This window comes from Actinomycetota bacterium, from assembly GCA_040905475.1.
GTDB lineage: Bacteria > Actinomycetota > AC-67 > AC-67 > AC-67 > DATFGK01.
Genome location: JBBDRM010000161.1, coordinates 3,527 through 16,631, shown reverse-complemented (window position 1 = coordinate 16,631; position 13,105 = coordinate 3,527). Strand labels below are relative to the sequence as shown.

General features: G+C 67.6%; 14 protein-coding genes. 9 read left to right on the top strand and 5 right to left on the bottom strand.

Annotation, left to right across the window (positions count from 1 at the left end; all coding sequences use genetic code 11):
• The first annotated feature begins 46 nt into the window (after positions 1-46).
• From WEB06_19740 to WEB06_19730, 3 genes are read left to right on the top strand one after another with little or no spacing between them, the layout of a single operon-like run.
• The gene (locus tag WEB06_19740; GenBank protein MEX2557849.1) at positions 47-550 is read left to right on the top strand and encodes a hypothetical protein; all 504 of its coding nucleotides are present in this window, start codon (positions 47-49) and stop codon (positions 548-550) included.
• Between the two features lie 4 nt (positions 551-554).
• Complete coding sequence (locus WEB06_19735; protein ID MEX2557848.1) at positions 555-1,043, top strand: hypothetical protein; 489 nt, start codon at positions 555-557, stop codon at positions 1,041-1,043.
• Between the two features lie 39 nt (positions 1,044-1,082).
• Entirely contained in the window at positions 1,083-1,868 is a 786-nt protein-coding gene (locus WEB06_19730; GenBank protein MEX2557847.1) for an enoyl-CoA hydratase-related protein, read from the top strand.
• Between the two features lie 45 nt (positions 1,869-1,913).
• Here the strand turns inward: WEB06_19730 and WEB06_19725 are convergent, their stop codons facing one another.
• Complete coding sequence (locus WEB06_19725; GenBank protein MEX2557846.1) at positions 1,914-3,080, bottom strand: hypothetical protein; 1,167 nt, start codon at positions 3,078-3,080, stop codon at positions 1,914-1,916.
• Positions 3,081-3,263: 183 nt separating this feature from the next.
• Here WEB06_19725 and WEB06_19720 point away from each other — a divergent pair, with 183 nt between their 5' ends.
• From WEB06_19720 to WEB06_19710, 3 genes are read left to right on the top strand one after another with little or no spacing between them, the layout of a single operon-like run.
• Positions 3,264-4,205, top strand: coding sequence for a methyltransferase domain-containing protein (locus tag WEB06_19720; GenBank protein ID MEX2557845.1), 942 nt, complete (start codon positions 3,264-3,266; stop codon positions 4,203-4,205).
• An 11-nt stretch (positions 4,206-4,216) separates the two neighbouring features.
• Positions 4,217-4,960, top strand: a complete 744-nt coding sequence (locus WEB06_19715; protein ID MEX2557844.1) for an acyltransferase — start codon at positions 4,217-4,219, stop codon at positions 4,958-4,960.
• Positions 4,961-4,977: 17 nt separating this feature from the next.
• Positions 4,978-5,679 carry a sulfotransferase family 2 domain-containing protein gene (locus WEB06_19710; GenBank protein ID MEX2557843.1) on the top strand — a complete coding sequence of 234 codons (702 nt, stop codon included), beginning with the start codon at positions 4,978-4,980 and terminating at the stop codon, positions 5,677-5,679.
• Positions 5,680-5,688: 9 nt separating this feature from the next.
• On the opposite strand, the gene WEB06_19705 is transcribed toward WEB06_19710, so the two are convergent.
• Both WEB06_19705 and WEB06_19700 read right to left on the bottom strand, forming a co-directional pair.
• Entirely contained in the window at positions 5,689-5,844 is a 156-nt protein-coding gene (locus WEB06_19705; protein MEX2557842.1) for a hypothetical protein, read from the bottom strand.
• A 68-nt stretch (positions 5,845-5,912) separates the two neighbouring features.
• Positions 5,913-7,220, bottom strand: a complete 1,308-nt coding sequence (locus WEB06_19700) for a glycosyltransferase family 4 protein (GenBank protein ID MEX2557841.1) — start codon at positions 7,218-7,220, stop codon at positions 5,913-5,915.
• Positions 7,221-7,350: 130 nt separating this feature from the next.
• Between WEB06_19700 and WEB06_19695 the strand changes: the two genes are divergently transcribed.
• The gene (locus tag WEB06_19695; GenBank protein ID MEX2557840.1) at positions 7,351-8,106 is read left to right on the top strand and encodes a DUF3152 domain-containing protein; all 756 of its coding nucleotides are present in this window, start codon (positions 7,351-7,353) and stop codon (positions 8,104-8,106) included.
• Here WEB06_19695 and WEB06_19690 read toward each other — a convergent pair.
• Positions 8,085-9,623 carry a 1,4-alpha-glucan branching protein domain-containing protein gene (locus WEB06_19690; GenBank protein MEX2557839.1) on the bottom strand — a complete coding sequence of 513 codons (1,539 nt, stop codon included), beginning with the start codon at positions 9,621-9,623 and terminating at the stop codon, positions 8,085-8,087. The genes WEB06_19695 and WEB06_19690 overlap by 22 nt on opposite strands.
• Before the next feature lie 9 nt (positions 9,624-9,632).
• The gene (locus WEB06_19685) at positions 9,633-10,379 is read right to left on the bottom strand and encodes a class I SAM-dependent methyltransferase (protein ID MEX2557838.1); all 747 of its coding nucleotides are present in this window, start codon (positions 10,377-10,379) and stop codon (positions 9,633-9,635) included.
• Positions 10,380-10,464: 85 nt separating this feature from the next.
• Here WEB06_19685 and WEB06_19680 point away from each other — a divergent pair, with 85 nt between their 5' ends.
• Together WEB06_19680 and WEB06_19675 are read left to right on the top strand one after the other, a co-directional pair.
• A complete protein-coding gene (locus WEB06_19680; GenBank protein ID MEX2557837.1) occupies positions 10,465-11,895 on the top strand; it encodes a hypothetical protein in 1,431 nt (476 codons plus the stop codon).
• 81 nt (positions 11,896-11,976) lie between these two features.
• On the top strand, positions 11,977-13,105 hold a 1,129-nt coding region (locus WEB06_19675), incomplete at its 3' end, for a hypothetical protein (GenBank protein MEX2557836.1).

Genomic DNA, 13,105 nt, shown 5'->3' with positions numbered 1-13,105 from the left:
ATCCTAGCGGGCGGAACCGGCTCGGGTCGGCTAGCGTCTGAACGCCATGAGACGGGTCCTCGTCGTGGTTTCTCTCCTGCTGCTTGCCGCCTGCGGGGACGATGCGATCCTGCCCGGCGGGGGACCGGTCGACGTTTCGTTCCGCGCGATCTCCGAGAAACAGAATGCGGGCATGTGCGTGCGCGGGCCGGAGTTCGCGCTGGCGATGAACGCCGGCGAATGGCAGGCGATCTGGGCCCGGCAGAACGCGTGCCAGGCCGGCTCCGCCAACGCGCTGCCGCCGTTGCTCCCAACCGAAGCCGGCGTCGCTGCGTGGTGGAGGGTCGAGGGGTGTCTCGGTTACAGCGTGAAGACGACTCAGATCAAGAGCGACGGAGATGTGATCACCGTCACCGCGACCGAGTCGTCTCCTGCCGCCGAGTTCTGCGCGTCGGCGCTCGGCGGGCTGGAATCGTTCCTCGCCCTCGACCTCGGCACGGTTCGCGGAGCGGAGCGGATCCGGTTCCTGCTCGACGATGTCGAGGTGGGCGCGGTGGCGGTACCCTCCTGACACCGTGGACCAAGTCGTCATCCGTAAGCTCGAGCACCTGACGGGCTCGTCCAAGGGACCGCGTCTCGGATTCGCGGTCGAGACCCGCGATCGACGTGGTCCCGCGCACAAGGCCGGCGCGTTCGAGGGCGACATCGTTCACGTTCAGCTCAACGGCGGGCTATACGTTGCGCGCGCCGTCGTCAAGATCGGCTGGATCGGCGAATACTTCGGCGTCGACGAGGTGCGTGCTCGAACCAAAGGCAGCCCGCTGTACGACGTCGACGCGTTCTGGGCCGGCCGGTCGCGGGTCGGCTACGCGGCGGTCGCGGAGCTCGTGCAGGAACGTTGGCTCCCCGCGCCGTTCTGGGCCGGCCCCCGAACGTACGGGTACGAGTGGGTGGTTCTCGACGACGATGCCAAGCGTGCCTCGTGGCTGGAAGAGAAGCAGCCGCCCCGCGGAGGGGAATCGCTCGCGGCCGAGTTCCAGGACTGGCTCGCTGCGCACCCTTGATAGAATCCGGCGCTCTCTCGAGACCAAGTGAGGTGCGTCGTGGGTGAGTTCGTCAATCTGCTCGTCGACGAAGCGAACGGGGTCGGCACGATCCGTCTCGACCGGCCGCCGATGAACGCGATCAACGATCAGGTCGTTGCCGAGCTCGAGGTCGCCGCCCGAGATGCCTCCACCGATCCACGCGTGCGGGCCGTCGTCGTGTTCGGCGGGGACAAGCTCTTCGCCGCCGGGGCGGACATCAAGCAGATGGCCGAAGCCGAGCCGCTCGACATGATGGCGCGGATGGGCGGCCTCCAGGCGGTCTTCAGCCAGGTCGAAGAGATCCCAAAGGTCGTCATCGCGGCGATCACGGGCTTCGCACTCGGCGGCGGCTGCGAGCTGTCGCTCGCGTGCGACTTCCGGGTCATGGCCGACAACGCCAAGATCGGTCAGCCCGAGATCCTGCTCGGCATCATCCCCGGAGCGGGGGGGACGCAACGGCTGCCGCGCCTGGTGGGGCCGGCCCGCGCCAAGGACATCATCTTCTCCGGACGGTTCCTCGAATGCGTCGAGGCGCTCGAGATAGGACTGGTCGACCTGGTCGTTCCGCAAGACGCGGTCTACGCCAAGGCGGTCGAGATCGCTGCGCGCTACGCGCGCGGCCCGACGGTGGCTCTGCGCGCCGCGAAGATCGCGATCAACCGCGGGCTCCAGGTCGATCTACAGAACGGCATGCTGATCGAGCGGGAGCTGTTCGTCGGCCTGTTCTCGACCCAGGACCAGAAGGCGGGGATGCGCTCGTTCATCGAAGAGGGTCCCGGCAAAGCGACGTTCACAGGACGCTGAAAGGCCGGAGGCCACCCGCCGGGTGGCCTCCGGGTCGCTCCGCTGCTACTCGATCTCGACGATGCCGTTCCAGTCCCCGACGACCTTGCGATCCGAAGCCTGGCCGAAGGCGAAGGTCCCCACGTTCTGCACGCCGTTGAAGCCGTTGCTCAGGTACCAGACGTTGCCTCGAACGAGCCCCGGCGTCATCTTGCCATCGGCGTCCCAGTCGCCGAAGACGGGGAAGTCGGTCGACTTCCCGAACGCGAAGGCGGGGATGTCGTGGGTCGCGTCGAAGCCGTTGTTCAGGTAGTAGACGTTGCCGCGCCGGACGCCCGGCGTCCAGATCCCGTCGCCGTTCCAGTCGCCGACCAGCGGGAAGTCGGTGCTCTTACCGTAGAGCGTGCTGAAATCGTGGAGGCCATCGTGACCGTTGTTGAAGTACCACGTGTTGTTCCGGCGGACGGCCGGCGTGAAGATCTCGTCGCCGTTCCAGTCGCCCAGCATGGGGAAGTCGCTCGCTTTCCCGAAGCCGAACTGCTTCGCGAATCCGCTGTCGAACCAGTCGTTGGCGATCCACAGGTTGCCGCGCCGAACCCACGGCGTGTCGACCCCGTGACCGCCCCAGCCGCCGACGAGCTTCGCGTCCGAGCTGGCTCCGTACACGATGTGGTACTCGGCGAAGGCATCGAAGGTGTTGTTGAAGTACCAGTCGTCGCCGCGCACGACGCCCACCTTCCAGATCCGCGGTTTCACCCGAAGGTTCAAGGTGCCGCCGGCGTTGTTCACCCCGCCGGCCTGGATGTAGTAGGTCTTCCCGAGCGTGAGCGCCTGGGTGACCCGCGAGGTCTTGTGGATCGCGAGCTGGTCGTTGCACGCCCGCTCCACGAGGCCGCCGAACCCGCTGCCCGTCTGTTCCCAGAGCGCGATCAGCGTGTTGTAGCTGCTGTCGTAGGTGTTGATCTTGACGTGGCTCTGTGTGGCGACGCTCGGCGTGTACTTCCACCAAAGGGTCTTGCCGAAGCCCTTGCCGGCCGCGCAGCTGGGTCCCGGCTCGCCCGCGGGCGACTCGGTGGTCGCGGCGGTCGAGTCGCAGGAGTCCCCGTGGTCGAGGCCGGCGACCTCGAGGGCGTCGGCGAAGTTGTCGTTGGTGCACGCCGCGGCCCGCGCCGGCGACCCCAGCAGCCCGGCGAACATGACCACGACGAGAGCGATCAGGATGAAGCGTCTCACGTGTCCCCCCAAGTCCTCTACGACGACGGATGCGGCCGCGTTCAGTGCTAGGTTTGCTACGGACAGTGTGAGCGCGAATACTACCCGCGTTCGTCCCGGATTGTCCATGGGTCCAAGAGCCCCACCGATCATGACCTGCGCCAGGTTTGCTCTTCCGGAGCCGGCCGCTAATGCTGTGCGCCTATGAGCACCGTGCGAACGGATCTGCGCCACGACCCGGCCGAGCTCGACGCCAAGACCAGGAACATCCTCTACCACGACTGGGAGGCCACCCAGTACGACGACAAGTGGTCGATCTCGTTCGACGAGCGCTGCATCTCGTACGCGAAGGAGAAGTTCACCAAGGTCGCGCCGGTCCGCAAGTACGACAAGGTTCTTGAGATCGGTTGCGGGACGGGGTTCTTCATCGTCAATCTCTGGCAGGCGGGGCTCGTCCGTCAGGCGTTCGCGACCGACATCTCTCCCGGCATGGTCGAGGTCTGCAAGCGCAACGCACGCCTGGTAGGGCTCAAGAACCTCGAGGGGAGGGACGCGGACGCGGAGGCGCTGCCGTACAAGACCGGCTCATTCGATCTGGTCGTGGGGCACGCGGTACTCCACCACCTCCCCGACGTGCCGGCGGCGCTCGCCGAGTGCTACCGGGTGCTGAAGCCGGGCGGGGTGCTCGTCATCGCGGGCGAGCCCACCCGCATCGGCCACGCGGTCAACAAGGTCGCGCGGCGGGCGACGGCCACCGCGTTCAAAGCGATCGGGCGCGTACGGCCCGGTCTCGTGAACCCCGATCGCGCCGTCACGCAGCACGACGATCCCGCCGCCGCCCTGGAGCGACACGTCGATCTGCACGAGTTCCACCCGCACATGGTGGAGGGGTGGCTGCGCGACGCCGGCTTCGGCTCGCTCCGGATACGCACCGAGGAGTTCGTGTCGGGCTTCTTCGGCTGGAGCGTGCGGACCGTCGAGGCGCTGGCCGCTCCCGGCCTGCTCGGCGAGCGGTGGGCGTACTGGGCGTACCGGAACTACCTGCGGTTGTACCGGCTGGACGACGCGGTGACGCGCCACCTCGTGCCCAAGCCCCTGTTCTACAACCTGCTCTTCTATGCGGAGAAGCCTTCGGCGGCGCGGTAATCTCGCACCCGATGGAGGACCCGAGACCGTTCGTCGCTGAGGCCGACGCGGGCCCCGAGCCCGTCGTCCCCGAAGCCGCCGAAGTCATCCCCGCCAGCGGGCCGGAGCTCGCGCCGGTTCCGCCGCCCCCCGCGCTCGGGCGCTCGTTCCCGGTCCGGGTCGGGCGGACGCTGCGTTTCATCTGGTCGCACCGGCTCTACACCTGGCGATACTGGGTCCTCGGGATCCGGTTCCTGAGATTCAAGATCACGCACCCCCACATCAAGACCGAGGGCTTCGTGTTCCTCGGGCCGAAGGTAGAGGTGTACGCGCGTCGCGGCTACGGACGGCTGACCCTCGGGCGATGGGTCTGGATCGGCAAGGGGAACGCGATCCGTTGCCACGAAGGGAATCTGCGCATCGGCAACAAAGTGGTGTTCGGAGCCAAGAACACGATCAACTGCTACCTCGACATCGACATCGGAGACGACTGCATCTTCGCGGACTGGATCTACGTCTGCGACTTCGACCACAAGTACGAAGACCTCAACGTGACGATCAAGAAGCAGGGGATCGTGAAATCGCCGGTGGTGATCGGGCGCGACTGCTGGATCGGGGAGAAATCGACGATCCTCCGAGGCGTGACGGTCGGTGAGGGCTCGGTCGTGGCATCGCACGCGCTCGTCAACCGCGACGTCCCGCCGCGGTCGATCGTGGGCGGGGTCCCGGCGAAGGTCCTCAAGACGCGGGTCGGCACCGGGCAACGCGGAACCTGATCGAGCCACAGCGAGCGATGGCGTACATCTCCGAGGCGTACAAGTTCCTGTTCGTGATGTCCCCGAGGACGGGCTGCACTTCGATCGCGTACGGGATCCTCGTTCCGCATCTGAAGGTCGCGCGGGTGCCGTGGAAGGACATCCTCGACGAGAACGGCCGGCTGCTCGTCGACTCGAAGCACAGCACGCTGGCCGACCTCCTCGACTACGGGTTGATCGCCAAGGAGAAGCCGGCGCAGCTCTTCAAGTTCTGCGCGGTGCGGAACCCGTTCGACTCGCTGGTGTCCCTGTACGTGAAGAACAAGACGACCTACGCCGAGCTGGTCGACGACAAGGATTCGTTCCTTCACCGGAAGCCGCGCGCGCTCGAGGACGTCCGGAGGTCGGCCGACATGAGCTTCAGCGAATGGGTGACCGAGCGGTACACGCATCCGAGCCGGGTCCGTCCGTGGCGAAGCGGTGAGCGCGTCCCCGTCCGGCCGCAGCACATGTACGGACGCTACCTCGCCGGCATGGATCACGTGATGCAGTTCGAGCGGCTCCACGAGGATCTCGACGAGGTGTTGCGGAAGCTCGGTGCGCCGACCGGCCTCGAGATGCCGAACCTTAATCCCACCCCACGCGACAAGGACTACCGGTCGTACTACACGGATGCGGCGCGCAAGCTCGTCGAGCAGGTCTTCCGGCCCGACATGGAGCGGTTCGGCTATCGGTTCTGAGGCGAGCCGTTACCGCCTGGTGTGGGTGCCGAGCCAGATGAATCCGATGAGGGCCAGCGCGAGGAAGCCCGCGGACGCGGCGAAGATGGCGGGGATCTCCGTGCTGCCGGGAGGGCAGATCGTGTGGTCGCCCTTGAGGCAGATGCCGGCTAGGAAGGCGATCATCTCTACGATTGTCGCCCGCGCCGGCCGGGCGCTTGAGGAGCCCGGAGTCCCGACTTCCGGCCGGGGTCCTAGCCTGCGGGTTCGCCGGCCAGCCCGAGGATCTCGGACCGGCCGAGGATGACGCGGAGCGGAGCGCGCTCCTCGCGCCGGTGGGTCCGGCGGAGGCGGCGCTCTTCGCGGATCGCCCGCTCGTAGACGTCCACCGTCCGATCGGCGATGGACGTCCAAGAGAACTGGTCGTTGAGCATCCGCCGCGCGTCCAAGGTGAGGCGCCGGTCGAGCCGCGCGTCGGTGAGCAAGCGCAGGATCGCGCCGGCGAGCGAGGCGGGGTCGCCGGGCTCGAATCGCAACCCCGTCGCGTCGTGCACGACGAGCTCGCGCAGGCCGCCGGTGTCGGCGGCGATACACGGCGTGCCGGCGGCCATAGTCTCGAGCGCGACCATGCCGAACGGCTCGTACAAGGACGGCACCACGGCGAGGTCGGCCGCGGCATAGAACATGGCCAGCTCCTCGTCGGGAACGAAGCCGAGGAACTCGACGCGCCCGTCGAGGCCGTCGCGCTCGACGTGCTCGCGCAACGCCTGCTCGTGCGTGCCGACGCCGGCCACGAAGAAGCGGACCGGAACCTGCTGGTCTACGAGCGGCAGCGCGTCGAGGACCGTCTGCACGCCCTTCTCGTACTCGAGGCGTCCGGCGAAGAAGATCATCTTCTCGCCGTCGGCGAGGCGCTCGGCGCGGAACTCCTCGATCCCATCGGGCTTGTGCACCGCGTCCAGATCGACGCCGTTCGAGATCACGTCGAGTTTGTCCGCGGGGAGCTGGAAGATCTCCTGGATCTGGTCGTGCATGTAGCGCGAGCAGGTGATCGTGCGGCGTGACTCGTAGGTGAGCCACCACTCGATCTGGTGGATCAGCTTGTTCATCGGGCCCGGGAGGTACCCCTGATGGCGGCCGTACTCGGTCGCGTGGACGGTCGACACGAGGGGAAGGTCGAAGAGGTTCTTCACTCCCGCGGCCGCGTATCCGACGAGCCAGTCGTGCGCGTGGACGAGATCGACCTCCTCCTCGAGCAGGATCTTGGTCGCCCGCTCGAGGACGCCCACGTTGAACTGCATCACCCAGGGGATCAGCTCGTCGAAGGGAACCATCGGCGGGTATTCGCCGACGCGAACGACGTGGACGCCGTCGATCTCTTCCTCGGGCGGCGCGTCCGGGTGATCTCGGGTGACCACGTGGACGGTGTGCCCGGCCTCGGCGAGGGCGAGCGACAGTCGGTGGACGTGCTTCCCCAAGCCGCCGACGATGCGCGGCGGGTACTCCCACGAAAGGATGAGGATCCGCATGAGCCAGCCCCTGAGGTCGGCGAATCCTTTCACGCGCGTCCACTACCGGGCAAAACGGTGATCGTTCCGCGGCGAGTCGCTATCGAGAGTCGCCCTGAATATCCTTTCGAGATTCGGCTCGTAGGGGGGTCTCCTGAGCAGGTTGAAGATCGGATGGCGGCCGGTGTGGTTCGGCGCACTCGTCGGCTTGCTTTTCGGCTTCGGAGGCGGCGCCGGTACCGCGATCCTCGCGGAGGCCGGGCGGCCGCAAACCCGAGCCGTAGCCCTTCTGCCGCCGAATGTCGGGGCCGCTCCCACGACGATGCCTTCCGCCAAGACCACCGCGAAGCCGACCCCGGTGCCGGTCAAGAAGTCGGTCGTCGCTCCGTCATTCCTCGCCAGCTCCGGGCCCGCGCAGCCGAGCAAGACCTGCGGGACGCCGGGTGCGAAGCTGGTTCGGTTCCGGGTTCTGGTCGAGGACGGGCTGGCTACCACGCCGTCGCGGTTCGTGGAGGACTTGCTGTCGGTGCTCTGCGACGAGCGCTCGTGGATCGGGAGCGGCAAGGTCCGGTTCCGATACGACCCGAACGGCTCGCTGCTGGTCGGTCTGCGCAAGCCGGCCTCGGCGGAGAAGCGCTGCATGCAGCTGATCGGGCTGAGCGTGAACTACTACTACTCGTGCGCCGGCTCCAAAGAGGTCGTGCTCAACTCCGACCGATGGTTCAAGGGGTCGGACCATTGGCCCGGAGCGGTGCCCGTCTACCGGCAGATGCTCGTCAACCACGAGATCGGCCACACGCTCGGCCAGCATCACCGCGGATGCTCGAAGGACGGGGCGTACGCGCCGGTGATGATGCAGCAGTCCAAGGGCATGACCACGAACGGCAATACGTGCAAGCCGAACCCCTGGCCGAGGCCTTACGAGCTGAACGCGCTGTAGCTGAGGTCCGGGAACGCATTGTCGATCTCGGCCAGCTCCGCGGTGAGGCGATCGAGCGGCGCGGCCGGCATCCGTCGGAGCAGCGCGTCGGCGAGCCGCGACCAGCGCTCCCGGTGGCCCTCGAAGCGCTCGCGCGCGTAGCCGGCGTTCTTCCCGCGCAGCACCATGAACGGCCAGTCGCTCGATTGGAGCAGGAAGAGCTCGCGGGCGAGCTGTGACATCGCGCGTCCCTGAGAGGGGCCCGGCTCGGCGAACTTGCGAGCGAGGCGCACGGTCTCCGACTCGGTCTCGGCGAGCACCCGCCACATGTCCTCGGTCTCCGGGGCGACCCACGAGCGGAGGTCCTTGCGGAAACCCCACGAGCCCTCAGCCAGTTCCACGGAGCGCTCGGGCGGCACTTCCTCGAGGGCACGGCCGAGCGACATCGGCCTGATGCGCGGGTGGCCCTCGAGCAGGGCGTAGACCTTCTCGAGGAACGCCGGGCCCTCGAACCACCAGTGGCCGAAGAGCTCGGTGTCGTAGCACGCCACCACGATGCCCTCTGCGCCGGTGCGTTCCTCGTGCTCGGTCAACGACCGATCGACGAGGGCGACGAAATCCTCGGCGTCCTTGGCGGCTCTTTCGGCTCCGCGGGCCGGGTCGTACGGCTTCTTGCCTGCGATCGGCGTGTGGACCGATGTCACGCGCCAGTTCTTGAATCCGGCCGTCATGTCGTAGGCGAAGTATTCGCGGTACCACTTGTTGCCCGGGTAGCCGCCCGTCGGAGACCAGACGCGGTAGGTGACGTCGAGGTTGCGCGCGAACGCGGCGACGTTGCTCGCGCCGATCCGGCGCGGACGGAACGTGGCGTCAGGACCGTCGCTCCGCAGCATCGTCGGACCGTCCACGACGACGTGCGTGACGCCCGCCTCCTCGAGGAGCTCCTCGATCCCGAGGCCCGGCCGGTAAGCACACTCCGGGAGCCACATCCCGCGGGGACGCACCCCGAAGTGACGCTCGAGCTCGGCCACGCCGTGGAAGACCTGCGCGCGCATGATGCTCGGCTCGCCGATCTCGGGCAGGACCGGGTGCGAGGCGGGTCCTCCGGCGATCTCGATGACGCCGGCGCGCTCGAGCGCCCCGAAGGCGCCGGCGATGCCGTTCGGGAGCGATTCCAGCCGGGCAAGCTGGCGGCGCGCGTGGCGCGCGTAGAACGCGGCGATGTCTTTGAACTCCTCGGTGTAGACGTCGTTGTAGTTGGCGACCTGCCACCAGGCGCGCAGCTCGTACCGGCCGAGGTACAGGGCAAGTTCGCGGAGCATGTAGGGGTCTTGGAGTTGGTGCGCGATCAGCGGCGTGATGCCGACGGTCAGCGCCGGATCGCCGTCGTTCCGTTCGGCGATGCGCTCGAGCGTGGAGAGCATCGGCAGGTAGCTCTCGGTCGCGGCTTGGTGGAAGAAGTCCTCACCGGACGGCCAGACGCCGTTGCGCCGCACATACGGTAGATGCGTGTGAAGGACGAGCGAGAAGACGCCCACGGGCCGCCGCTACCGACGGCGCGCGACGGCGACCAGGTCCAGCGAGCGCTCCACGTGCTTCTGGCTGATCCGGAAGTCACGTGGTTTGACCGCTGCAACGACCCGGCGGAGCCAGGCCGGCCACTCCGGGGCCGGCTGGGCGATGAGCCGCTCGGGAATGCTGCTGCGCATGCCGCTTTCGACCAGGGACAGGCGCCACTTGTGGAACGTGCCGCCGAGCATCTGGACGTCGAAGCTCTCCTCGAGCACGCCGCGAAGCTCCTCGGGAGCGAACTCGACGGTGTGGAATGGGTTGCGGACGCCTTCAGGGGAGAACGTGAGCCGGTTCGGTGTGGACAGCACGAGGAGACCACCCGGTCGAAGCACGTGCGCGCATTCGGTCGCGAACCCGCGCGGGCTCTGGAGGTGCTCGATCACCTGGAACGACACGATCGCATCGAACGATCCTTCCGGGAACGCAAGCGTCGAGAGGTCGCCGGCCTCGAAGCGCACGTTCGGATAGCGCTCGGACGCGTGGTCGATCACATCGCTCTCGAGGTCGATGCCGAGGACTTTGGAGGCCCGTCCGGCGAGGATCGAGGCGCCGTACCCTTCGCCGCACCCGGCGTCGAGGACGTCCATATCCGCGACGCGTTCGGCGGCGAACCGGTACGCGACGACGTGCCGTTGGAACCAGTAATTCTCCTCGGGGATGCCGGGCAGCGTCCGCTCACCGGTGATTATGAGCCTGGCCGGGGTCCGTGCGATCTCTTCCACAGCGTGCGGATGGTAGCGGGCCGGCCTTTGCCGAGCCATTTCCGGCCGCGAGGCGCGGAAGCGGTGCGTCCGTAGAATAGGCGCCGTGGCTCGCCCCTGGGATCAGGTTTCCTCCAAGGACAATCGGCGCTCGCAGGATCAATTGCTGCGCCAAACCCTGCTTCAGATGCAGCTGGCGCATGTGCCCACGGCCCGTGCGCGGCTGCTCGCAGCGGGCCTCGACGCGCGCACGTTCAAGGGGCTCGACGAGCTGACCAAGATCCCGACGGCGACGCGGGCGGAGGTCCTCGACCCCGTGCGAAACCCGGAGGGCGCCCGTGGGCTCGTCCTGCAGGGCACCGCGGAGGGCGTTCGCCGGTTCAGCGACCGCAGCACGTTGAGACGGGTCGCGACGGCCCGGCTTCTCGGCGGCGAGGACGTCCAGCAGCTCGCCATCGAGGCGGCGTCCCGGCCGATCCACCAGCACCTCGCGTTCGGGCCCGGCGGCCCGATCCCGATCGCGTACACCCGGGACGACCTGGATCTGTTCGCGCGTGCCGGCTCACGGCTCGCGGCGCTCACCGGCATCGACCGCGAGGATCGGCTTCTCAACCTGATCCCGTTCGGCCCGACGCTCGACTTCTGGGGCGTCTTCTACATGGCCCACGGGGTCGGGATGAGCGCGGTCCATTCGCGACGCGAGGGCGGCGACATCGTTCGCGCTTTGGTCGCGTTCGACGCGATGCGCCCGACGGCGATCGCTATCCCCGCGGACGAGGTGGGGGAATTCCCGGAAGCCGCCCGGAGCGCCGGCCTCGATCTGAGCGAGATCCGAGCCTTGCTCGTGGTCGGACGCTCGCTGACCAAAGCCGAGCGGGAGCAACTCGGCGAAGCGCTCCTAGCGGCCGGAGCGACCGACGCTCGCATCGCCGCGGCGTACGGCCCGGCGGAAGGCCGCGTCCTTTGGGGCGAGTGCGCGGTCCCGGTCGGAAAATCCGAGACCTTCGGGTTCCACACGTACCCCGATCTCGAGTTGGTCGAGGTCCTTTCGCCGGACACGGCTCAGTCGCTCGGCGAGCAGACGCCCGGCGAGATCACGATCACCCCGCTCGGCTTCCGCGGCGGCGGTGTGCCGCGCTGGCGCTCCGGCGATCTTGCGCTCGGCGGCGTCACGAGCCAGCCGTGTCCCAACTGTGGACGCACCGTCCCCCGTGTCGGGCCGAGCGTGCGCCGGAACGCGTGGCAGCGCCGGGTCCGGCTCAACGGCCGCGCGGTCCGCTTCGACTTCCGCTACGCGGCGGCCTCGGCGGTCCCGAGGGCGCTGGAGTTCCAGGTCGAGCTCATCGCAGGAGACGAAAGCATGCTTTTCGTCTACATCCGCCCACGGACGGACGACCCGTCGCCGTTGATCGAGCTCTTCGAGGAACTCGAGCGCTGGGGCACGGCTCCCACACAGATCGTCCTCGCGACCGAGGAAGAGCTCCGGCAACGTCTGGACGCCAATGAGGGCTTGTTCCGCCGGTTCGCCGAACGCTAAAGGACGTCGGGCCAGCGGACGAGACCTCGCTTAGGACTCCATCGCGGAGACGGGTGACAGGGGCGCGGGGCTGGAGGTTCGATGAGTTCGGTGCGTAGCCGCCGGCTGGCGGTTCTTCTGGTCGGGACCATCGCTGCGGTCATGCTCGCCGCACCCGCGGCGCTGGCAGCGTCGATAACCGTGACCGATCTCACGCAGCCCGGGTTCCTCATCGGGACCGAGGTCCGAAAAGCGGTCTTCGGCATCAATATGACCGATTCCGGTGGCACCGCGACGTTCGATGGTCTCTCGGTGCGGCTCGCGGACGTCGGTGGGGACGGGGACTTCGACCTCACGACGCTCGAAGATCTCCAGGCGAGTCCGGCCGGGGTGGCGGTCTATCGAGACGACGGCGCGGTGAACGACGTGCTCGACGGCGACGACGACCTGGTCAGCACGTTCGGCCACGACGGAGCCGGAGGCGTTACGGTCGGAGTCTCTTCGACGATCCCGGCCGCAGCCGAAGGGTCCTACACGTACTTCCTGGCGGTCGAGACCTCTAGCCTGGTCGAGGAAGCGGACGACTTCACCGTGGGGATTCCCAGCATTCTCCTCGGATGCGCGTTCGAGACGACTCCGGCGACTTCCGTTCTGGCGTGCCCCGCCCCCGATACAACAGAGACCATCACCGCCGAGACAAGCGCGCCGACCGCTCAATTGACCGCGACCCCTTCGACGCAGACCGGCAACGTCGTGTGGACCTTCAGCGAGGAGGTCGTCGGAGTAACGGAAGACAACGTGGTACTACGAGCAGACGGGGCGGGCGCGAACCTCAGCTCCGCGGTCACCCCCGGCCCGACGACTCCCACGTTGACGGCAACGATCGACCCCGACGCCCCGTTGACGCCCGGGGCCCCCTACGACACGTTCGTCAACCCTACCGGAGCGCCTTCGCTCGTAACCGACGAGGCCGGCAATCCCGTCGCCACTACGCAGGCCGACTTCACCCAGGCCGACATCGGATTCACTCCCGGCGTGGTCCGCGGGAACGTGTGGTTCCTGAACGATGATTTCGATGCGACGCATGATGTGACGTTCGCGTTCGGGCGGTCGACTGATTTCCCGGTGGTCGGGGATTGGGATAACGACGGCGTTTTCACGCCGGGGGTTGTTCGGGGGAACGTGTGGTTCCTGAACGATGATTTCGATGCGACGCATGATGTGACGTTCG